The sequence below is a fragment of the Pantoea sp. 1.19 genome (assembly GCF_001922585.1).
GTDB lineage: Bacteria > Pseudomonadota > Gammaproteobacteria > Enterobacterales > Enterobacteriaceae > 1-19.
In genome coordinates this window covers 234,314-256,746 of sequence record NZ_MRBS01000004.1, presented here as the reverse complement: position 1 = coordinate 256,746, position 22,433 = coordinate 234,314, and the positions used below count along the sequence as shown (strand labels likewise).

16 protein-coding genes are annotated in these 22,433 nt (G+C 60.1%); 7 read left to right on the top strand and 9 right to left on the bottom strand.

Features of this window, described 5'->3' with window-relative positions:
* The first annotated feature begins 24 nt into the window (after positions 1–24).
* The 4 genes from dapB (at position 25) to BS626_RS10315 (ending at position 7,557) form a co-directional block, all read left to right on the top strand.
* Positions 25–834: a 4-hydroxy-tetrahydrodipicolinate reductase gene (dapB, locus tag BS626_RS10330; RefSeq protein ID WP_075182311.1), complete on the top strand. Its 810-nt coding sequence runs from the start codon at positions 25–27 to the stop codon at positions 832–834.
* Positions 835–1,311: 477 nt separating this feature from the next.
* The gene (gene carA, locus BS626_RS10325) at positions 1,312–2,460 is read left to right on the top strand and encodes a glutamine-hydrolyzing carbamoyl-phosphate synthase small subunit (RefSeq protein ID WP_075182310.1); all 1,149 of its coding nucleotides are present in this window, start codon (positions 1,312–1,314) and stop codon (positions 2,458–2,460) included.
* A 14-nt stretch (positions 2,461–2,474) separates the two neighbouring features.
* Positions 2,475–5,699 (top strand): carbamoyl-phosphate synthase large subunit, encoded by a 3,225-nt coding sequence (carB, locus tag BS626_RS10320; protein WP_075182309.1) that lies wholly within the window; start codon positions 2,475–2,477, stop codon positions 5,697–5,699.
* Between the two features lie 562 nt (positions 5,700–6,261).
* Positions 6,262–7,557, top strand: a complete 1,296-nt coding sequence (locus BS626_RS10315; protein ID WP_075182308.1) for a VasL domain-containing protein — start codon at positions 6,262–6,264, stop codon at positions 7,555–7,557.
* 60 nt (positions 7,558–7,617) lie between these two features.
* Here BS626_RS10315 and BS626_RS10310 read toward each other — a convergent pair whose 3' ends face one another.
* The gene (locus BS626_RS10310) at positions 7,618–8,232 is read right to left on the bottom strand and encodes a LysE family translocator (protein ID WP_075182307.1); all 615 of its coding nucleotides are present in this window, start codon (positions 8,230–8,232) and stop codon (positions 7,618–7,620) included.
* Positions 8,233–8,423: 191 nt separating this feature from the next.
* On the opposite strand from BS626_RS10310, the gene folA reads away from it, so the two are divergent.
* Positions 8,424–8,906 carry a type 3 dihydrofolate reductase gene (gene folA / locus BS626_RS10305; protein WP_075182306.1) on the top strand — a complete coding sequence of 161 codons (483 nt, stop codon included), beginning with the start codon at positions 8,424–8,426 and terminating at the stop codon, positions 8,904–8,906.
* Between the two features lie 90 nt (positions 8,907–8,996).
* Entirely contained in the window at positions 8,997–10,883 is a 1,887-nt protein-coding gene (locus tag BS626_RS10300) for a PhoX family phosphatase (RefSeq protein WP_075182305.1), read from the top strand.
* 36 nt (positions 10,884–10,919) lie between these two features.
* Here the strand turns inward: BS626_RS10300 and apaH are convergent, their stop codons facing one another.
* From apaH to lptD, 6 genes are read right to left on the bottom strand one after another with little or no spacing between them, the layout of a single operon-like run.
* Entirely contained in the window at positions 10,920–11,750 is an 831-nt protein-coding gene (gene apaH / locus BS626_RS10295) for a bis(5'-nucleosyl)-tetraphosphatase (symmetrical) ApaH (RefSeq protein ID WP_075182304.1), read from the bottom strand.
* A gap of 7 nt (positions 11,751–11,757) precedes the next feature.
* A complete protein-coding gene (gene apaG, locus BS626_RS10290; protein ID WP_075182303.1) occupies positions 11,758–12,135 on the bottom strand; it encodes a Co2+/Mg2+ efflux protein ApaG in 378 nt (125 codons plus the stop codon).
* A gap of 2 nt (positions 12,136–12,137) precedes the next feature.
* Positions 12,138–12,959 carry a 16S rRNA (adenine(1518)-N(6)/adenine(1519)-N(6))-dimethyltransferase RsmA gene (rsmA, locus tag BS626_RS10285; RefSeq protein ID WP_075182302.1) on the bottom strand — a complete coding sequence of 274 codons (822 nt, stop codon included), beginning with the start codon at positions 12,957–12,959 and terminating at the stop codon, positions 12,138–12,140.
* On the bottom strand, positions 12,952–13,944 hold the full coding sequence (gene pdxA / locus BS626_RS10280) for a 4-hydroxythreonine-4-phosphate dehydrogenase PdxA (RefSeq protein WP_075182301.1): 993 nt from the start codon (positions 13,942–13,944) through the stop codon (positions 12,952–12,954). Before pdxA ends, rsmA begins: the two co-directional genes overlap by 8 nt.
* Positions 13,934–15,229 (bottom strand): peptidylprolyl isomerase SurA, encoded by a 1,296-nt coding sequence (gene surA / locus BS626_RS10275; protein WP_075182300.1) that lies wholly within the window; start codon positions 15,227–15,229, stop codon positions 13,934–13,936. Before surA ends, pdxA begins: the two co-directional genes overlap by 11 nt.
* A 54-nt stretch (positions 15,230–15,283) precedes the next feature.
* Positions 15,284–17,644, bottom strand: a complete 2,361-nt coding sequence (gene lptD, locus BS626_RS10270; protein ID WP_371328494.1) for an LPS assembly protein LptD — start codon at positions 17,642–17,644, stop codon at positions 15,284–15,286.
* Positions 17,645–17,828: 184 nt separating this feature from the next.
* Between lptD and djlA the strand changes: the two genes are divergently transcribed.
* Positions 17,829–18,662: a co-chaperone DjlA gene (djlA, locus tag BS626_RS10265; protein WP_075182298.1), complete on the top strand. Its 834-nt coding sequence runs from the start codon at positions 17,829–17,831 to the stop codon at positions 18,660–18,662.
* 37 nt (positions 18,663–18,699) lie between these two features.
* Here djlA and rluA read toward each other — a convergent pair whose 3' ends face one another.
* Both rluA and rapA read right to left on the bottom strand, forming a co-directional pair.
* Positions 18,700–19,359, bottom strand: a complete 660-nt coding sequence (gene rluA, locus BS626_RS10260; protein WP_075182297.1) for a bifunctional tRNA pseudouridine(32) synthase/23S rRNA pseudouridine(746) synthase RluA — start codon at positions 19,357–19,359, stop codon at positions 18,700–18,702.
* Positions 19,360–19,403: 44 nt separating this feature from the next.
* The gene (rapA, locus tag BS626_RS10255; protein ID WP_075182296.1) at positions 19,404–22,316 is read right to left on the bottom strand and encodes an RNA polymerase-associated protein RapA; all 2,913 of its coding nucleotides are present in this window, start codon (positions 22,314–22,316) and stop codon (positions 19,404–19,406) included.
* Positions 22,317–22,433 lie beyond the last annotated feature (117 nt).

Here is a 22,433-nt window from a genome sequence, read left to right as displayed (position 1 = left end):
CATAAAGTACAGGAATGAATAGTTATGAAGAATATCCGCATGGCGGTGGTGGGGGCGTCGGGCCGTATGGGGCGACAGCTGATTCAGGCTATCCAGCAGGCGGAGGGCGTTAGTCTTGGCGCGGCGCTGGTGCGCTCCGGCTCGTCGCTGATCGGCTGTGATGCCGGTGAGCTGGCCGGGGTGGGGCGTCTGGGCGTGGCGCTGACTGACAATCTGGCGGCAGTGGTCGATGATGTCGACATCGTTATCGATTTCACCCGCCCGGACGCGACGCTGGCCTATCTGGACGTGTGCCGCCGCGAGCAAAAAGGCATGATCATCGGCACTACCGGCTTTGATGAGCAGGGAAAGGCCGCCATTCGCGCGGCGGCAGCGGACACCCGTATTGTTTTTGCCGCCAACTTTAGCGTCGGGGTTACGCTGATGCTGTCGCTGCTTGAACAGGCGGCCAAAGTGATGGGCGATAGCTGCGATATCGAAATCATCGAGGCGCACCACCGGCATAAAGTGGATGCGCCCTCCGGTACCGCACTGGCGATGGGCGAAGCGATTGCCGGCGCGATGGCGTGGGATTTAGCCGATCGCGCGGTCTACACCCGGGAAGGGCACACCGGCGAGCGCCAGGCGCACACCATTGGCTTTGCGACCGTGCGGGCCGGCGATATCGTCGGTGAACACACCGCGCTGTTTGCCGACGACGGTGAGCGCGTGGAGATCGCGCATAAGGCATCCAGTCGGATGACTTTTGCAAAAGGCGCTGTTCGTGCTGCAATGTGGTTAAATGGTCAGAAACCAGGGCTTTATGATATGCGTGATGTGCTTAATTTGCGCTAAATTTAGCGTTTTCGTACCGTTGTGATGTGGTTATTTCAATCAGTAATGTGTTGATTGAGCAGGGCAATAGGCTTATTGCCCTTTTATTTTGACCGTTATCTCTCTTTTTTTCTGTTAGTTTGTTATTACTTGTTGTTTTGTCTCTTTTATGTACCTGTCGCGATCTATTTTTAGCCATTTTTGACCATTTGGTCTGTTTTTTTGCCCTCCGATGCTTATCTGAATATTTATCTGCGCAGGCAACCGTTTAATTCGCCTGGTTTTCATGTCTTTTTACGATAAATGTCGAAATTCATTCACCAGTTAATTAAAAGTCAGTGAAAAAATGGCCTTCAGGGTAGACAACCGGCGGGACGATCATTAGAATGCGCGCAATTTGCCAAAAATCGACCGTTCGGGCGGTTTTTGCCTTGTCAGAGGGTGTTATCCTGAATTAATATGCAAATATAATGACTGTTTATTCCCCTGGAGGATGTTTTGATTAAGTCAGCGCTCTTGGTTCTGGAAGACGGAACCCAATTCCACGGTCGGGCCATCGGGGCAACGGGGTCGGCAGTGGGTGAGGTCGTTTTCAACACGTCAATGACCGGTTATCAAGAAATCCTTACTGATCCCTCCTATTCCCGCCAGCTTGTCACTCTCACTTATCCCCATATTGGTAATGTCGGCACCAACGCCGCCGATGAAGAATCGTCTCAGGTACACGCCCAGGGCCTGATCATTCGCGACCTGCCGCTGATCGCCAGTAACTACCGCAGTGAAGAGGGACTCTCCGCTTACCTGAAGCGTCACAACATTGTGGCGATTGCCGATATCGATACCCGCAAGCTGACCCGCCTGCTGCGTGAAAAAGGTGCGCAGAACGGCTGTATCATTGCCGGAGAGAGCCCGGATGCCGCTCTGGCACTGCAAAAGGCGCAGGCCTTTCCGGGACTGAAAGGGATGGATCTGGCGAAAGAGGTGACCACCCACAGCCCTTACCGCTGGACGCAGGGCAGCTGGACGCTGGCCGGCGATCTGCCGGCGCAGCAGGAGGACGAGGCGCTGCCCTATCACGTTGTGGCCTATGACTACGGTGTGAAGCGTAACATTCTGCGCATGCTGGTCGATCGCGGCTGCCGCCTGACCGTGGTGCCGGCACAGACGCCGGCTGACGACGTGCTGAAAATGAACCCGGACGGCATTTTCCTCTCCAATGGCCCGGGCGACCCGGAACCGTGCGACTACGCGATTCGCGCCATTCAGCAGTTCCTGACCACCGATATCCCGGTGTTCGGCATCTGCCTCGGCCACCAGCTGCTGGCGCTGGCCAGCGGGGCGAAAACGGTAAAAATGAAGCTGGGCCACCACGGCGGCAACCATCCGGTAAAAGATCACGAGCGCAATACGGTGATGATCACCGCACAGAACCACGGTTTTGCCGTGGACGACAGCAACCTGCCGTCTACTCTGCGCGTGACCCACACCTCGCTGTTCGACCATACCGTGCAGGGCATTCACCGCACCGATAAAGCGGCGTTCAGCTTCCAGGGCCATCCGGAAGCCAGCCCCGGCCCGCACGACGCCGCGCCGCTGTTCGATCACTTTATCGAACTGATTAACGCATTCCGTTCTCAGGCTAAGTAATCAGGAGCATCCTCATGCCAAAACGTACCGACATAAAATCTATCCTGATCCTTGGCGCCGGCCCGATTGTGATTGGCCAGGCATGTGAGTTCGACTACTCCGGCGCGCAGGCGTGTAAAGCGCTGCGCGAAGAGGGGTACCGGGTGATCCTGGTGAACTCCAACCCGGCGACCATCATGACCGACCCGGAAATGGCCGATGCCACCTATATCGAGCCGATTCACTGGGAAGTGGTGCGCAAAATCATTGAAAAAGAGCGGCCGGACGCGGTGCTGCCGACTATGGGGGGCCAGACGGCGCTGAACTGCGCGCTGGAGCTGGAGCGCCAGGGCGTGCTGGCCGAGTTTGGCGTCACCATGATTGGCGCTACCGCGGACGCGATTGATAAAGCGGAAGATCGCCAGCGCTTTGATAAGGCGATGAAAAATATCGGCCTCGGCACCGCGCGTTCCGGCATCGCCCACACCATGGAAGAGGCGCTGAAAGTGGCCGAAGACGTGGGCTTTCCGTGCATCATCCGCCCCTCGTTCACCATGGGCGGAACCGGCGGCGGTATCGCTTACAATCGCGAAGAGTTCGAAGAGATCTGCGAGCGCGGTCTGGATCTGTCTCCAACCAACGAGCTGCTGATTGATGAGTCGCTGATTGGCTGGAAAGAGTATGAGATGGAGGTGGTGCGCGACAGGCATGACAACTGCATCATTGTCTGCTCAATTGAAAACTTTGACGCGATGGGGATTCACACGGGTGACTCGATCACCGTGGCGCCGGCGCAGACCCTGACCGATAAAGAGTATCAAATCATGCGTAACGCCTCGCTGGCGGTACTGCGTGAAATCGGCGTAGAAACCGGCGGATCTAACGTGCAGTTTGCGGTGAACCCGGAGAACGGTCGGCTGATCGTCATTGAAATGAATCCGCGCGTCTCCCGCTCTTCGGCGCTGGCGTCGAAGGCCACCGGCTTCCCGATCGCCAAAGTGGCTGCCAAGCTGGCGGTGGGCTATACCCTCGATGAGCTGATGAACGATATCACCGGCGGCCGCACGCCGGCGTCGTTTGAGCCGGCCATCGACTACGTGGTCACCAAAATTCCGCGCTTCAACTTTGAAAAATTTGCCGGTGCCAATGACCGCCTGACCACCCAGATGAAATCCGTTGGTGAAGTGATGGCCATTGGCCGCACTTTCCAGGAATCGGTGCAAAAAGCGCTGCGCGGGCTGGAAGTGGGCGCCAACGGCTTTGATCCGAAAGTGCACCTCGATGACCATGACGCGCTGACCCGCATTCGTCGCGAGCTGAAGGATGCCGGCAGCGATCGCATCTGGTATATCGCCGATGCCTTTCGCGCCGGCCTGTCCGTCGATGGCGTTTTCAACCTGACCAATATCGACCGCTGGTTCCTGGTGCAAATTGAGGAGCTGGTGCGGCTGGAAGAGCAGGTAGCGCGCGAAGGGGCAAACGGCCTGAAGCCTGATTTCCTGCGCCAGCTGAAGCGGAAAGGCTTTGCCGATGCCCGGCTGGCTGCGCTGGCCGGCGTGGCGGAGAGTGAAATTCGCAAGCTGCGTCAGCAGTACAACCTGCACCCGGTATACAAGCGCGTGGATACCTGCGCCGCGGAGTTCTCTACCGATACGGCTTACATGTACTCCACTTATGAAGAGGAGTGCGAAGCGAACCCCAGCGAGGGACGCGATAAAATCATGGTGCTCGGCGGCGGCCCCAACCGCATTGGCCAGGGCATTGAATTTGACTACTGCTGCGTCCACGCCGCGCTGGCGCTGCGCGAAGATGGCTTTGAAACCATCATGGTCAACTGCAACCCGGAAACCGTCTCGACCGACTACGACACCTCTGATCGCCTCTACTTTGAGCCGGTAACGCTGGAAGACGTGCTGGAAATCGTGCGTATCGAGCAGCCGAAAGGGGTTATTGTGCAGTACGGCGGCCAGACGCCGCTCAAGCTGGCGCGCGCGCTGGAGGCCGCCGGCGTGCCGGTGATTGGCACCAGCCCGGATGCCATTGACCGCGCCGAAGACCGCGAGCGCTTCCAGCAGGCGGTGGAGCGCCTGGGCCTGAAGCAGCCGGCGAACGCCACCGTCACTACTCTGGAGCAGGCGGTAGAGAAAGCCATCTCGATTGGCTATCCGCTGGTGGTGCGCCCATCGTACGTGTTGGGCGGGCGGGCGATGGAGATCGTCTATGACGAAATCGATCTGAAGCGCTATTTCCAGACCGCGGTAGCGGTATCCAATGACGCGCCGGTCCTGCTGGACCGCTTCCTTGACGATGCGGTTGAAGTGGACGTAGATGCCATCTGCGACGGCGAGCGAGTGCTGATTGGCGGCATCATGGAACACATTGAGCAGGCCGGCGTCCACTCCGGTGATTCCGCCTGCTCCCTGCCGGCCTACACGCTGAGTCAGGAGATTCAGGACGTGATGCGTCAGCAGGTGGAGAAGCTGGCGCTGGAGCTGTGCGTTCGCGGTCTGATGAACGTGCAGTTCGCGGTGAAAGACAACGAGGTATACCTGATTGAGGTGAACCCACGTGCCGCGCGTACCGTGCCGTTTGTGTCGAAAGCCACCGGCGTGCCGTTGGCGAAAGTCGCGGCGCGGGTCATGGCCGGCCGTAACCTCGCTGCTCAGGGCGTGACCGAAGAGGTGATCCCACCGTATTACTCGGTGAAAGAAGTGGTGCTGCCGTTTAATAAGTTCCAGGGCGTCGACCCGATTCTCGGGCCGGAAATGCGCTCCACCGGCGAAGTGATGGGCGTCGGCCGCACCTTTGCGGAAGCCTTTTCGAAGGCGATGCTGGGGGCCAGCGCCACGATGAAAAAGCCTGGACGCGCGCTGCTGTCGGTACGCGAGGGCGATAAAAAACGTATCGTCGACCTCGCTGCCAAGCTGCAAAAGCTGGGCTTTGAACTGGATGCCACTCACGGCACGGCGGTGGTGCTTGGCGAGGCGGGCATTAATCCGCGGCTGGTGAACAAGGTGCATGAGGGGCGTCCGCACATTCAGGATCGCCTGAAGAACGGTGAGTACAGCTACATTGTGAACACCACTGCCGGACGTCAGGCCATTGAAGATTCGCGGATCATTCGCCGCAGCGCACTGCAGTACAAGGTGCATTACGACACCACGCTGAATGGCGGCTTTGCCACCGTCAATTCACTGCAGGCCGATCCCACCGATCAGGTGATTTCCGTACAGGAGATGCATCAGCTGATTAATGGCTAACAGGGAACCCCCTGCCGGGCGGGAATGACTCCCGCCCATTTTTTTATTTTCCCTGCGAAGGCCTTCTCCCCGCGGTATATTTCCTTCTGCTGATTAGCATTTAAATTTAAAATTTATTTTTCATTGGTTTTTAATATCGCGCCAATTCCGCTGTTGCCTGTCTGTAATCCATTATCACGGCATACGTTCACTCGTTGCCGTGCTCTCACTGACCGGAGCGATATACCACTGCGGCCGGGCGGCAGAAAAACGGAGACGAGCGCTGCCGCTGCCGGGCACAGGGAATAGCCTCCACGCGGCCGGGCGTGCAGGTCAGCGCCGTCGCTCTTCGGATGACTGCGGCCGCGATCGCAAAAAATCCGATGGCGCCGGTGGCTATTTACCCGCACTATATTTCGTCGCGCGCAGGGAAATAACGGGCCGTCCTGCGCACAGCATCATCAGCGTAATGGAGCGGTCGCATCGATTTCACGCTGACAGGGATAGGGTGCGCAGAGAGCATGCCGGCACGGCCGGATGATTTGCTGCACCGTGCTGCTTTTCATGATAAGGATAAGGGTCAATGGACGACGCAACAAACAGTATCCTGATTAAAGCCGGAGGCGATCCGCGCGCGCGGCCGGAATTTAATGCCCTTCGTCAGCAGATTAATCACCTCCACCACGCCGCCGATTCGCCGGTCAACTGGGCAGCGATCGAAGCCCTGTCGTTACAGCTGTTTCGCCGCCACGGGATCGATTTGCAAACGGCGGTCTGGTACGCGCTGGCGCGCGCCCAGCAGCAGCACATGGCCGGGTTCGCCGAGGGCTGTGAGCTGCTGGCCAGCCTGATGATCAATCAGTGGGATCACCTCTGGCCAACGCAGGCGCAGGCGCGCAGCGATATCCTGTCATGGTTTTGTGCGCAGATGGCAGCACTGTTACGTCGGCATCCGCTCCATCACGATGATCGGCGGGCAATCTATCGCGCAGAGCATGCGTTACAGCTGCTGAGCGATCGGCTCCGGCGGGTGGCACTGGTGCGCGCGCCGCGCGTGGATGCGCTGTTATTACAGGTGCAGCACTGTGCCGCCTGGCTTGATGGCTCGCCCGATGACAGCGCTCACGGCAGCGCCTCGTTGCTGACGATCCCGCCGCCGGCGCTGCGGCTGGCCGGGCGCTTCGCACAGCATCCCGCGTCGGTATCGGGCGACGGAGCCACTGCAGGGCCGCCCGCACGATGGCGCAGCGGGCTGTGGAGTTTTTTGGCCGGGCTGGCCTGCGGGCTGGTGGTGACGCTGAGCGTCTGGCTGTGGCAGGTACTGCCGCTGCAGCAGCGCTGGAGCGCACTGGCGGCGCGACCGGCCGCCGCGGCCCAGCAGTGGCTGCTGACCCCGCAGCTGACTGGCTATGGCCACCAAATGGCCTTCTACACCCGCGCCTCGCCCTTATCGCCGCTGGCGGCGGCGGAGCAAACCGTCCGCATAGCGCGCCAGCGCTGGCCGGATAATCCGCTGCAGCTCGCCATCACCGCGCGCTGGCAGCGGCTACAGCAGGCGCGACGCGCTGCGGCCGGGGATCTGCAGCGGTATGTGACGTTAAAGATGCATTTGCGGACGCTGGCAGATGCGCTGGCGGCGCAGGAGAGACAGCCGCGGGACGTGGCGTTTATCTGGCTGAAAAACACCGTCTGGCAGGTGCAGCGTGACCTGGCCGGCGACCCGCCGCTGGAGGCGCTGCTGGGGCAGCTGGCGGCGGCGGTAGATAAGCATCAGGCACCGTCGCCGCAGCTGCGGCACCAAATTGACGCGCGCTGGCACGCCCTGCAGGCCCAATACTATCAGCTCTGCCGCCGGGCTGACGCCCTGGGTGGCACCTGAGCGCTGCGAGGTGCGGGCCTGAATCAGCCGCGGGGCCTGTCGCGTGCGGCCGGGTGGCGCTCAGGAGAGGGCCACCTTCACGCCGAGGGTGACCAGTACGCCGCCGAGCAGCTTGTCGATCACCTTCTGCGCTTTATTCAGCCCGCGACGCACCGGGGCGCTCTGGATCAGAAAAACCAGCAGAGGCCACCAGATCAGTGACAGACCGAGAATGATGCCGGCGTACCACAGCTTTTCACCGAACCCGGAGTGCATGCTGAGCACCTGGGTAAACACCGACAGGAAAAACAGCGTCGCTTTGGGATTCAGCAGGTTGCAAAGATAGCCCTGCATAAATGCCCGGCGCCGGCTGGTCTGACTTTTTTCAATGCTGTTCAGGTCCATTTTGCCGCCGCCGCGCGCCAGCAGCGCCTGAACGCCGACGTAAATCAGATAGGCGGCCCCGGCGTACTTCAGCAGGGTAAACAGCCACGGGGTGGTGGTGATCACCACCGCCAGCCCGGCGACGCAGTAGGTCATGTGGGTGGCCACGCCGCAAATCACCCCGAAGGCGCTGATCAGCGCGGTGCCGCGGCTGTAGCGCGCCGCATTTTTAATGATCAAAAAGAAATCCGGCCCGGGGGAGATCATCCCCAGAGTGACGATAGTGGCAACAAAAAGGGTTGTTTCAAGCATGGCCGCGCTCTGAATTACACGAAAGTCAGCATTTTACCATGAAAGACGCGAGAAACGACGGGGCTTATCGTGTGAAATAATCTGTAAACAGAAAATGAAAAGTCTTTACGCAAAAGGGCCGCTGCGCCTATCGACGAAAGTTTCACCTTTACGTATGATGGCGCCAATTTTTCCCCTGGGTTGAGCCTGTTATGAAAATAAGCCTGATTGCGGCACTGGCCGCCGATCGCGTGATCGGTATGGAGAATGCGATGCCGTGGCATTTGCCCGCGGATTTAGCCTGGTTTAAGCGTCATACGCTGAATAAGCCAGTGATTATGGGGCGGCTGACTTTTGAGTCTATCGGCCGGCCGCTGCCGGGAAGGATGAATATTGTAATCAGCCGGCAGCCGGGCCAGCATCCGGACGTCACCTGGGTCACCTCGGTGCAGGCCGCACTGGACGCGGCGGCGGATGCCGAAGAGGTGATGGTGATCGGCGGCGGCCGCGTCTATGCGCAGTTGCTTCCGCAAGCGGACGGCCTCTATCTGACCCATATTGATGCTGAAGTGGAAGGCGATACCCATTTTCCGGAGTATGAGCCGGATCAGTGGCAATCGGTCTTTAGCGAATTTCACGATGCTGACGACGCCAACTCTCACAGCTACTGCTTCGAAATCCTCGAACGTCGCTGATCGTTTTTCGGGCCGGGTTACCGGCCCTGTAACACTCCGGTAACATTCCCCCCTTAGCATGGCTCCGACTCTGGAACAGGAAGCGATGCGATGAAAGATACCCTCACTGAATTGAATGCCGACCGCCTGCGCGATCCGGCCCGACGTAAACTGATCGCCGGCAGCGGCGCCCTGGGACTGACTGGTTTTCTCAGCGGCGGTGTACTGAGCGTGCCGCTGAATGCGCTGGCGGCTGAACCCCCGGCTACCCGCGCGCTGCTTGGCTTTCAGGGCATTCCGGCGTCAACCGCCGACGCCATTGCCATCGCGCCGGGCTATCGCGCGGAGGTGCTAATCTCCTGGGGCGATCCGCTGGTAAACGGCGCGCCGGCTTTCGATCCGGACGGCAACAACAGCGCGGCCGATCAGGAGAAGCAGTTTGGCGATAACAATGACGGGATGAGCTTTTTCCCGCTGGATGAGCAGCGCGGCGTGCTGGCGATTAACAACGAATACGTCAATGAGCCCACGCTGTTTGCCCACGGCGGAAAAAAAGCGATCAGCCTGGAGGATGTGCGGAAATCGCAGGCGGCGCATGGGGTATCGATCGTCGAAGTGCAGCGCGACGGCGAGCAGCGCTGGCGGGTGGTGCGCCCGTCACGCTATAACCGACGCATCACCGCGCAAACGCCGATGCGTTTTAGCGGCCCGGCGGCCGGAAATAGCGCCCTGCAAACCGCGGCGGATCCCGACGGCTTACAGGTCCTGGGCACTTTTGGTAACTGCGCGAACGGTAAAACGCCGTGGGGCACCTACCTGACTTGTGAAGAGAATTTTGATACCTATTTTGGTACCCGCCAGGCCGACTATGCGGTGACGCCGGCGCAGCAGCGCTATACGCTGCATCCCGCTGAACCGGAGCGCAACTGGTCCGATTTTGATCCGCGCTTCGACGTGGCGATGCATCCGAATGAATTTAACCGCCACGGCTGGATCGTTGAGATCGATCCGCTGAATCCGGATTCTGTGCCGGTGAAGCGCACCGCACTGGGGCGCTTTAAGCATGAGAATGCGGCGGTCACGGTGGCGAAAAGCGGCGAGCTGGTGGTCTATATGGGCGACGACGAACGCGGCGAATATATCTATAAATACGTTTCGCACGGCAAGGTTGATCCCGCCCGCCCGTCGGCGAATCAGACGCTGCTCGATAACGGTACGCTCTACGTCGCCGAATTCACCGGCGATGCCGGCGGCACGCCGCTGAAGGGCACGGGGCGCTGGCTGGCGCTGCAGTTTGGCCAGCATGGTCTGACGGCGGAAAACGGCTTTCACAGTCAGGCCGATGTGCTGATTAACGCCCGCGCCGCCGCCGACGTGGTCAAGGCAACGCGCATGGATCGGCCGGAGTGGATCGCGGTCAATCCGCACGACGGACGCGCTTACTGCACGCTAACCAATAACAGCAAGCGCGGCGACGAGGGCATGCCGCTGAATGCTGCCAACCCGCGGCCAAAGAACATCTACGGACAGATTATCCGCTGGGATGAGCAGGGGGACGCCACCGCGCGCCAGTTCAGCTGGGACATTTTTGTGCTGTGCGGTAATCCGATTGCGCATCCGGCAGGGATCTATCGCGGCACGCCGAACGTGACCGCGGACAACACCTTTAACAGCCCCGATGGCCTGGGGTTCGATCGCGATGGCCGGCTGTGGATCCTGACCGATGGCAAGTACAGCAACACCGGGGAGTATCAGGGGCAGGGAAATAACCAGTGCCTGGTCGGCGATCCGGTGAGCGGCGAAATTCGCCGGTTTATGGTCGGGCCGAAGTCGTGCGAACTGACCGGCATTGCCTTTACGCCGGATTATAAGACGCTGTTTATCAACGTCCAGCATCCGGGCGAGGAGGGCGACTCGCACTTCCCGAATAACAGCCGCCGCCCGCGCTCCTCGGTGATGATGATCACCCGCGAGGATGGCGGAGTGATTGGGGCGTAAGCGGGCGCGTGCGGGTAGCGCTGACTGCCCGCACAATCAGGCGCTGAGCGCCGGCTCGCGACGTCCGGGTTGGGTAAACCAGCGTCGATCTTCCCAGCGTAGCAGGCTGAGCGTCCCGCCCCAGCAGCAGCCGGTATCGAGGGCAATAATGCCCTCCGGCGTGCCTTTTCCTTCCAGCGAGGCCCAGTGACCAAACGCAATGCTGTAATCCGCGGCAACCGGCCCCGGCAGGGCAAACCAGGGTTTCAGCGGCGGCGGCGCGTTTTCCGGCGACTCTTTGGCAATCATGTCCAACTGGCCGTTAGGAAAACAGTAGCGCATCCGGGTCAGCGCATTGGTGCTGAAACGCAGTCGGGCCAGCCCGCTGAGCGCCGGAGTCCAGTTGTTGGGCATATCGCCATACATGGCATCGAGAAACAGCGGGTAGCTGTCGCTGGCCAGCACCGATTCCACCTCGCGGGCGCAGGCCATGGCGGTAGCCATGTCCCACTGCGGCGTGATGCCGGCGTGCGCCATCACCAGCTTTTTCTCCTCATCCACCTGTAACAGCGGCTGGCGCCGCAGCCAGTTGATCAGCGCATCGGCATCATCAGCTTCCAGCAGGGGGGTGAGGCGATCTTTCGGCTTATTGCGACTGATCCCGGCGTAGACCGCCAGCAGATGCAGATCGTGATTGCCCAGCACCAGGCGCACGCTGTCGCCCAGTTCGCGTACGTAACGCAGCACCGCCAGCGAGTCGGGGCCGCGGGCAACCAGGTCACCGGTCAGCCACAGCTGGTCACGTTGGGGATCAAACGCCACCTGCGCCAGCAGGGCAATCAGTTCATCGTAGCAACCGTGAACGTCGCCAATCAGATATGTACTCATGAATCACTTAATGGATGTGGGTATGGACCGCGAGGCGGAATACCGGAATATCGACGTGAAAGTGCTCGCCATGCTGATCGACCATTTCATAGTGGCCCTGCATGGTGCCCATTGGCGTTTCCAGAATCGCACCGCTGGTGTACTGGAACTCACCGCCGGGAGCGATGTGGGGCTGCTCGCCCACCACGCCTTCACCCTGCACTTCAGTCTCGCGGCCGTTACCGTTAGTGATCAGCCAGTAGCGGCTGTGCAGCTGCACCGAGGAACGCCCGAGGTTGCGTACGGTAATGGTGTAAGCAAACACGAAACGGCCGGATTCCGGAGCGGATTGCGACTCAACGTAGACGCTTTGTACCTGGACACACACGCGGGGCTTCTCGATCATGCTTACTCCTCCTGCGATACCGGATTCGCGGTTAACCAGTTGGCCAGCTGGCAGTATTGGGCAACGGAAATGTTCTCTGCGCGCAGGGTAGCATCCACGCCGAGTTCGGCAAAGACCGCGTCGGAGAACAGGTGCCCGAGGCTGTTACGCAGCGTTTTACGTCGTTTACCAAAGGCTTCCAGCGTAATACGACTGAGCGTTTTGATTTGCTGCACCGGGTGCGGCACTACCGCGTGTGGCACTAAACGCACCACGGCGGAGTCAACTTTTGGTGCCGGCGTGAAAGATTCCGGCGGCACTTCCAGTACCGGAATCACCTGACAATAGTACTGCGCCATCACGCTCAGGCGGCCGTAAGCCTTGCTGCCCGGACCGGCAACCAGCCGGTTGACCACCTCTTTTTGCAGCATAAAGTGCATATCTTTGATCGCATCAGTATAGCTGAAAAGGTGGAACATCAGCGGGGTGGAGATGTTGTAGGGCAAATTGCCAAAGACCCGCAGCGGCTGGCCGCGCGCCTGCGCCAGTGCGGCGAAGTCAAAAGTCATGGCATCCTGCTGGAAAATGGTCAGCTTCGGTCCGAGGAACGGATGCGTCTGCAGCCGTGCCGCCAGATCGCGATCCAGCTCGACCACCGTCAGGGCGTCAAGCCGCTCACCGACCGGCTCGGTCAGGGCGCCGAGGCCGGGGCCGATTTCGACCATCGCCTCGCCTTTTTGCGGATGAATGGCGGCGACGATGCTGTCGATGATGTACTGATCGTTAAGGAAGTTTTGCCCAAAACGTTTGCGGGCAAAGTGGCCCTGGTGGACGCGATTATTCATGGCTGTTATTAATCATGCTGATGGCGAGGTTAAGCGCCGTGATAAAGCTGCCGACGTCGGCCTGAGCGGTTCCTGCCAGTTCAAGGGCGGTACCGTGGTCAACCGACGTGCGGATAAAGGGCAGGCCGAGGGTGATGTTCACCGCGCGGCCAAAGCCCTGGTATTTTAACACCGGCAGGCCCTGATCGTGATACATCGCCAATACCGCATCGGCTTGCTGCAGATACTTTGGCTGGAACAGGGTATCCGCCGGCAGCGGACCGTTAAGCTGTATTCCTTCCGCGCGCAGGGCGTCCAGCGCCGGAATCAGCGTATCGATCTCCTCACGGCCCATATGGCCGCCCTCACCGGCGTGGGGATTAAGGCCACAGACCAGGATCCGCGGCTGGGCGAGGCCAAATTTACTGTGCAGGTCGCTGTGCAGAATGCGGATCACCTGCTGCAGACTCTCCCGGGTGATGGCGCTGGCAACGTCTTTAAGCGGCAAATGGGTCGTCGCCAGCGCCACGCGCAGCGATTCGGTCGCCAGCATCATGACCACGCGGTCGACCCCGGCCCGTTCGGCGAAAAACTCGGTGTGTCCGCTAAAGGGCACGCCAGCCTCATTCATCACCGCCTTGTGCACCGGTCCGGTCACCAGCGCGGCAAATTCGCCGCTCAGGCAGCCATCGCAGGCGCGGGCCAGCGTGTCAGCCACATAGCGACCGTTGGCGACGGCCAACTGACCGGCAACGGCCGTTTCCGCCAGCGGCAGCGGCAGGACGGTCAGGGTGCCGGCCGCCTGCGGGGTGGCCGGCTGGTCGGGACAGTAGTCGCGCAGGATCAGCGGCAGGCCGAGCTGGGCGGCGCGGGAGAGGAGCAGAGTGGGATCGGCACAGGCCACCAGTTCCACCGGCCAGTCGCGCTGGGCGAGCTGGACGGTGAGGTCGGGACCAATCCCGGCGGGTTCGCCGGGCGTCAGGACAAGACGAGGGTTACTGCGCATTCTGATCGAGGATTTTCACATAGGCCCCGGCGCGCTGCTCCTGCATCCAGGTCTGTGCTTCCTCCGCAAATTTGCGGTTGGCCAGCAGGCGATAGGCGCGCTCTTTCTGTGCGGCATCGGTTTTATCGACCTTGCGCGTATCCATCAGCTGAATCAGGTGCCAGCCAAATGACGAGTGCACCGGACCGCTGGTTTCCCCCTTCTTCAGGCGCAGCAGCGCATCGCGGAAGGCCGGATCGAAGGCTTCCGGTGCGGTCCAGCCGAGATCGCCACCCTGATTGGCGCTGCCCGGATCGTCGGAGAATTCACGGGCGGCGTTGGCGAAGCTGGTTTTACCGCTTTTAATGTCGGCGGCGATTTGCTGCAGCTTCTGACGCGCCTGGTCATCGCTCAGGATCGGCGACGGCTTCAGCAGAATGTGGCGCGCGTGCACTTCGGTAACCGACATGTTTTTGCTCTCGCCGCGCATATCGTTGACTTTCAGCAGGTGGAAGCCAACGCCCGAACGGATAGGGCCGATAATCTCGCCTTTCTTCGCCGTAGAAAGCGCCTGCGCGAACAGGCTTGGCAGCTCCTGAATGCGGCCCCATCCCATGTTACCGCCCTTCAGCGCCTGCGGATCGGCAGAGTAAGTGATCGCCAGTTTGCCGAAGTCGGCGCCGTTGCGCAGTTCACCGACCAGTCTGCGCGCCAGTGTCTCCTGCTCATCGACCTGAGCCTGAGTCGGGTTTTCCGGCAGCGGCAGCAGGATGTGGCTCAGATTGAGCTCAGTACCGGCATCGTTTTGATTACCGATCTGACTGGCCAGCGCATCCACTTCCTGCGGCAGAATAGTGACGCGGCGGCGCACTTCATTATTGCGAACTTCCGCAATCAGCATCTCTTTGCGGATCTGCTCGCGATAGCTGTTGTAGTTAACGCCATCGTAGGCCAGGCGGCTGCGCAGCTGGTCCGGGGTCATGCGGTTTTGCTGAGCAATACCGGCGATCCCCTGATCCAACTGCTGATCGCTGATCTGGATCCCCATCTGTTTGGCCATCTGCAGCTGGATATTATCCATGATCTGGCGTTCGAGGATCTGATGACGCAGCGTTTTGTCATCCGGTAACTGCTGCCCGGCCGCGTTGGCCTGGGCTTTCACCGACTGCATCATGCCGTCGACATCACTCTCTAACACCACGCCGTTGTTGACGACAGCGGCGACTTTATCAACTACCTGTGGTGCTGCTAAAGCGGTATTGGCCACGATGGCCGTTCCCAGGATCAGCGTTCTCCAGATCTTCATACTTTTTCCATTGTTAAATCCGCACTGCGGGTTTGCCTGTCATTCAATCTACGATCAGAATGCGCGCTGGTAAGGCAGAATGCCGGAGCGCAGCATCTCGCCGGTGCCCAGGCCGTAATTCGGGCTCAGGCCGCGCAGTTCGATATTGAACGTCACTTGGTTGTCGTATTTGCTGTTCAGGTTTTCGTTATCCCAGCTGGTTATCTTGCGTTCATAGCCGACGCGAATCGCATAGCAGCACGAGCTGTACTGCACGCCGACCAGCTGATCGGCCGGCTGTCGCGATTTGGTGTCGTAGTAGTACGCACCGACCACGGACCAGGCGTCCGCGATCGGCCAGCTTGCCGTGGCACCCACCTGTGAAATCCCGTTTTCATAAATCGGGTTTTTGGTGATGTCGCGGTTCAGCGCGGTAGACACGTATTCCGGGCTGCTGTAGCGGTAGTTCAGCTGCAGCATCCGGTCGGCATCGCGGCGGTATTCCAGTACGGCGTTACCCTGAGCAATGTTGTCCAGGCGCGTGTCATACTGCATACCGCCGCGGATGCCCCAGCGATCGCTCACTTTCCAGTAGGTGTCACCGGCCCAAATCAGGCTGCCGGTATCATCCTCTGCCAGTCTGTCGCTTGAGCGCGGCGCCACGCGGGACGGCGTAAACTGGTAGATTTGACCCACGGAAACGTTAAAACGTTCAACCAGGTCGTTATCAAAAATTCGCGTGGTGACCCCGGTCGCCACCTGGTTGGTGGAAGCGATGCGGTCAAGACCGCTGTAGGCGCGATCGCGGAACAGACCGGTGTAGTCGGTTTGCAGCAGCGTGGTATCGTACAGGCCAATCTGGCTCTGGTCGCGATACGGCGTATACAGGTACTGCACGCGCGGTTCCAGCGTCTGGGTGTAGCCTTCCGCCCAGTTCATATCGCGATCGAACACCAGCTTGCCGTCAACCTTATACTGCGGCATCACGCGGTTAACCGAGCTGGCCAGCGGTGATGATGGGTTGTAAGTGGTGTTATAGTAATCAAGATCATCCTGCTCGTAATGGGTAGCGAGCAGTTTGGCTTCGGTATTCAGGCTGGCCCAGCCGTTGGACAGCGGCAGGCTGAGGGTGGGCTCAGCGTGCAGACGGGTGGCATCCGGCAGGCGGTCGTTCACGTTGGTGAACTTCACTGCCTGAGCATAGATGTGTCCGTCAAATGGCCCGATATCATTCTGGTAAGCGTTAATATCCAGCTGCGGCTCGGCGCGATAGACGTTATTGCTTGCCTGTTCCGGGAATACCTGGAACTGCTTGGTGGAGAGCGTGGCGTTCCAGTTGGTGTCGGCGTAGCCGATGCTGAATTTTTGCGCCGCATAGCCGTCGGTGGTGGAGCCGTAGTTTGAGGTCAGGTCGGTAAAGTAATAGGGATCGCTGACCTTCAGATAGTCGACGTTGAAGCGCCAGTGCTGATCGTAAACGCCGGCGTGCTGCCAGTAGAAGAGCCAGCGTTTAGAGTCCTCACCGTTCTTCGCCCGCTCATCTTCATAAATCTTGTCCGAGGGCAGGTAGTCCAGCTCCATCAGGCCGGCGCCGGCGCGGGTCAGGTAGCGGAACTCATTCTGCCACTGCAGGCCGCGGCGGCTGATGTAGTGCGGCGTAATGGTCGCATCGGCCTGCGGCGCGATATTCCAGTAGTAAGGCAGCGTAAATTCAAAGCCGCTGTTACTGCCGTACTTGGCGTTGGGGATCAGAAAGCCCGAACGGCGGCGATCGCCCACCGGCAGCTGCAGATAGGGGCTGTAGAAAATCGGTACCGCGCCCAGCTTAAAGCGGGCGTTCCAGATCTCAGCCACCTGCTCATCGCGGTCGTGGATCACTTCACTGCCGACCACGCTCCAGCTGTTATCGCCGGGCAGGCACGAGGTAAATGAACCGTTTTCCAGAATGGTGTAGCGGTTATCGCCGCGCAGCTTCATTTGATCGGCAACGCCGCGGCCCTGACGTCCCACCATCTGATAATTACCGTTCCAGACGTTGGTGTCTTTGGTGTTCAGATTGGACCACGCTTTTGGCCCTTTCAAAATCACCTGATCGTCGTCATAGTGCACATTGCCGAGCGCATCGACGGTGCGTACCGGCGCGTCCTGCCCGTTGGGCTGTCGCTGGTGGACCTGTACTTCATCCGCCTGCAACCGGCTGTTGCCCTGCTTAACGTCAACCTTCCCCGTAAATACCGCGTCATCGGGATAGTTGCCGGTCGCCTGGTCGGCATTGATGGTGACCGGCAGTTGATCGGCGTTGCCATTCACTGGCGGGCGGTTAAAGCTGGGCACGCCCAGCATGCACTGGGATTGTAAATCATCCGCCAGGCCAGACTGACTGTAAAGGGCTGAGCCAATCAGCGTGGCCAGCAATGTGGGGAGTCGTTTTTTCATTCGCGGTATCGAAAATTCCGTGATAGCAGGCATCATGCCGATAAACGGTCAGAGACTAACGCACTCAACCTGGTTGTGCCAGCGTTATCCTGCCCGTTTTCAGCGAACTGCCGTTAGGCGCTGAGTTAAATGACAGGTATGATAATGCAATTTTTAGCCAACGACATGGCGATTTGAGGAGTATATGCGCTATTGGGGTAAAGTTCTCGGTCTGGTTATCGGCATTTTTTCCGGCCTGGGCCTGTGGGGCATCGTGCTTGGCCTGCTGATCGGACATCTGGTTGATAAATCGCGCAGCGCGAAGGGGCAGGGGTACTTTGCCAATCAGCAGGCGCGACAGACGCTGTTTTTTCGCACCACCTTTGAAGTCATGGGGCATTTGACCAAATCCAAGGGGCGGGTGACCGAAACCGATATTCAAACCGCCTCGCTGCTGATGGAGCGGATGCAACTGCACGGTGAGGCGCGCGCCGCCGCCCAGCGGGCATTTCGCGTCGGTAAGCAGGGGCAGTATCCGCTGCGCGATAAGCTGCGCGAGCTGCGCAGCGCCTGCTTTGGCCGCTTCGATTTGATTCGCATGTTTCTGGAAATCCAGATTCAGGCCGCCTTTGCCGACGGCCAGCTGCACCCGAATGAGCGCCAGGTCCTGTACGTGATTGCAGAAGAGCTGGGCATCTCCCGCCTGCAGTTCGATCAGTTCCTGCGCATGATGGAGGGCGGCCAGCAGTTTGGCGGCGGCCACTCCCGGCAGGGCAGCTGGGGCGGCGGTGCCGGCGGTGGCTACCAGCAGGCGCAGCGTGGACCGACGCTGGAGGATGCCTGCAGCGTGCTGGGGGTAAAAAGCAGCGATGATGCCGCCACCATTAAGCGCGCCTACCGCAAGCTGATGAGCGAGCACCATCCGGACAAGCTGGTCGCTAAAGGGCTGCCGCCGCAGATGATGGAGATGGCTAAGCAGAAAGCGCAGGAGATTCAGGCCGCTTACGATCTGATCAAGCGCGAAAAGAATATCAAGTAGCGGGCAGCGGCGCCCTGAAAACGGGCGCCGGACGCCGTCAGAAGTCTGCCGGCGCGCTGAACGTCATTGGCGTACCGTATTTCGGGTGAGTGAGGGTCAGTTTTTCGGCGTGCAGCAGCAGCCGCGGCGCCATCGCCAGCGCCTCGGGCGTAGCATAGAAGCGGTCGCCGAGAATCGGATGCCCCAGCGCCTGCATATGAACCCGCAGCTGGTGCGAGCGGCCGGTGATTGGCGTCAGGCGCACGCGCGCGCTATTATCCTCTTCGCGTGACAACACCACGTAGTCAGTTTGTGCCGCTTTTCCCGTTTCATGACACACCTTCTGCTTAGGCCGGTTGGGCCAGTCGCAGATCAGCGGCAGGTCAATGGTCCCCTCATCCGCCTGCGGATGTCCCCAGACGCGCGCCACGTAGTGCTTTTGCGGTTCGCGCTCGCGAAACTGACGCTTCAGCTCGCGCTCTGCTGCTTTGGTCAGCGCCACGGCCAGCACCCCACTGGTAGCCATGTCCAGCCGGTGCACCGACTCGGCCGCAGGAAAATCGCGCTGAATACGCGTCATCACGCTGTCTTTGTGCGCGTCAAGCCGGCCAGGCACCGACAGCAGGCCGGCGGGCTTGTTCACCACCAGCAGGTGATCGTCCTGATAGAGGATCACCAGCCAGGGGTCGCGGGCGGGAAAATAGGGTTCCATCAACATAGGTTGCTCGCTTATGCCCTCCCCACTCGGGGAGGGCAGGGTGATTACTGGTGCGTAACGACAATCAGGCGCAGCGCATCCAGCCGCCAGCCGGCGTCATCCAGCGCCGCCAGCACCTGACTGCGGTTGCTTTCCAGCGCCTCAATCTCATCTTCACGGATGTTCGGGTTCACGGCTTTCAGGGCGTCGAGGCGCGACAGTTCGCTACCTAACTGCTCGGCCGCCTCATTGCGCGCCGCCGCAATCAGCGCGCGTGCCTGCGCTTCCGCCGGACCTTCGGCCAGCTTGAGGATGGCATGCACGTCCTGCTGCACTGCATTCACCAGCTTACTGCCGGTGTGGCGGTTAACCGCATTCAGCTGGCGGTTGAAGCTTTCAAATTCGACCTTCTCTGCCAGGTTATTTCCCTTGGCATCCAGCAGCAGGCGCAGCGGCGTCGGCGGCAGGAAGCGGGTTAGCTGCAGATGCTTCGGCGCCTGCGCTTCCACCACATAAATCATCTCCACCAGCAGCGTGCCTACCGGCAGCGCCTTATTCTTCAGCAGCGACAGCGCGCAGCTGCCGGTATCGCCGGAGAGGATCAGATCCAGCCCGTTGCGCACGATCGGATGCTCCCAGGTGATGAACTGAGCATCTTCACGCGACAGCGCCTGCTCGCGATTAAACGTAACGGTGCAGCCCTCTTCCGGCAGGCCGGGAAAGTCCGGCACCAGCATATGATCTGAAGGCTTCAGCACGATCAGATTATCGCTGCGGTCCTCCTGGTTAATCCCGACGATATCAAACAGGTTCAGCGCAAAGTTGACCAGCTCAATGTCGTTATCCTGCTCGCCAATGCGTTCGGCCAGCTGCTGTGCCTGTTCGCCGCCGTTGGAATTCAGTTCCAGCAGGCGATCGCGGCCCTGTTCCAGCTGCGTGCGCAGCGCGTCGTGACGGGCGCGACAGTCGACGATGAAGTGGTCAAAACCGTCGAGATGTTCCGGCGCCGCCAGCCAGCCGACCAGCGCATCATAGACCTGGTCGTAGAGTGCGCGGCCGGTGGGACAGGTGTGTTCAAAGGCGTCGAGCCCTTCGTGGAACCAGCGCACCAGTACCGACTGCGCGGTCTTCTCCAGATAGGGCACCATGATGTCGATGTCGTGCGCCTGACCAATACGATCCAGACGGCCAATGCGCTGCTCCAGCAGATCCGGATTAAACGGCAGATCGAACATCACCAGCTTGCTGGCAAACTGGAAGTTGCGCCCCTCTGAGCCAATCTCGGAGCAGAGCAGCACCTGCGCCCCATCCTCTTCCGACGCAAACCACGCCGCCGCGCGATCGCGTTCGATAATCGACAGGCCTTCGTGGAAGACCGCCGCGCGGATGCCTTCGCGTTCGCGCAGTACCTGCTCCAGCTGCAGTGCGGTGGCGGCTTTGGCGCAGATCACCAGCACTTTTTCATCGCGGTGCCCGGTGAGATAGCCCATCAGCCACTCGACGCGCGGATCGAAGTGCCACCAGGTGCCGCTGTCGCCTTCAAATTCCTGATAAATTTGCTCCGGATAGAGCATGTCGCGGGCGCGCTCGTCGGCGCTTTTGCGATTGCCCATGATGGTGGAGACTTTGATGGCCGTCTGGTACTGCGTCGGCAGCGGCAGGCGGATCTGATGCAGCGTACGTTTCGGGAAGCCTTTTACCCCCTGGCGAGTGTTGCGGAACAGTACGCGGCTGGTGCCGTGACGATCCATCAGCATGCTGATCAGCGCCTGGCGTGCCGCGCGCGTGTTATCTTCATGGCCCTCACCGTTGGCGCGCTGCAGCAGCGGCTCAATATCCTGTTCGGCCATCAGCTCGCCGATCTGATTCATCTGCTCGCGGTCGATCGGCCGATCGGCCAGCAGCTGGCCAACCGCATCGGCGATCGGACGGAAGTGCTGCTGCTCCTCGACAAAGGCGGCAAAATCATGGAAGCGATCGGGATCGAGCAGGCGCAGGCGGGCAAAGTGGCTCTGCATCCCCAGCTGCTCCGGCGTGGCGGTCAGCAGCAGCACGCCAGGCACCTGCTCGGCCAGTTGTTCAATGACCTGATATTCACGGCTCGGCGCCTCTTCTTCCCAGGCGAGGTGGTGAGCTTCATCGACCACCATCAGATCCCAGTCGGCTTCGGCCAGCTGGGTCAGACGCTGCTTATTGCGGCGCACAAAATCCAGCGAACAGATGATCATCTGCTCGGTATCAAACGGGTTGGTGCTGTCATGCAGCGCTTCGTTATAGCGCGCATCATCAAACAGCGCGAAGCGCAGGTTAAAGCGGCGCAGCATCTCCACCAGCCACTGGTGCTGCAGGGTTTCAGGCACAATGATCAGCACGCGCTCGGCGCGACCGGCCATCAGCTGCTGGTGAATGATCATTCCGGCCTCAATGGTCTTACCCAGCCCGACTTCGTCGGCCAGCAGAACGCGCGGCGCGTGGCGGCGACCCACGTCGTGAGCGATGTGCAGCTGGTGCGGGATCAGGTTGGTGCGCATGCCGCGCAGGCCGCTGATATCCAGACGATACTGCTGGCTATGATAGCGGCGCGCCCGGTAGCGCAGGGCGAAGCGATCCATGCGGTCCAGCTGGCCGGCAAACAGCCGATCCTGTGGCTTACTGAATACCAGCTTACTGTCGAGCATCACCTCGCGCAGCGCCACGTTTTGCTCGCCGGTATCGAGACGCGTACCGGTGTATGTCACCAGCCCCTGCTCATGCAGTACGTCGTCGACCTGAAGCTGCCAGCCCTCATGGCTGGTCACGGTGTCGCCCGGGTTAAACATCACGCGGGTGACGGGAGAATCATTTCTGGCGTAAAGACGGTTTTCACCGGTTGCGGGAAAGAGCAGGGTAACCATGCGTGCATCGACGGCGACGACCGTTCCCAGTCCCAGCTCGCTTTCCGTATCGCTGATCCAGCGTTGACCAAGTGTAAAAGGCATAGATGTGTGGCTCTGTTTGCGTAAGTGATTTTGAGATAACAGCCTGCAACCGGTGCAGGTGGTCCGGTTGGGATTTGTGCGTCAGCATTCAGGAAGGGCGCTATGGTACTGGAAGGC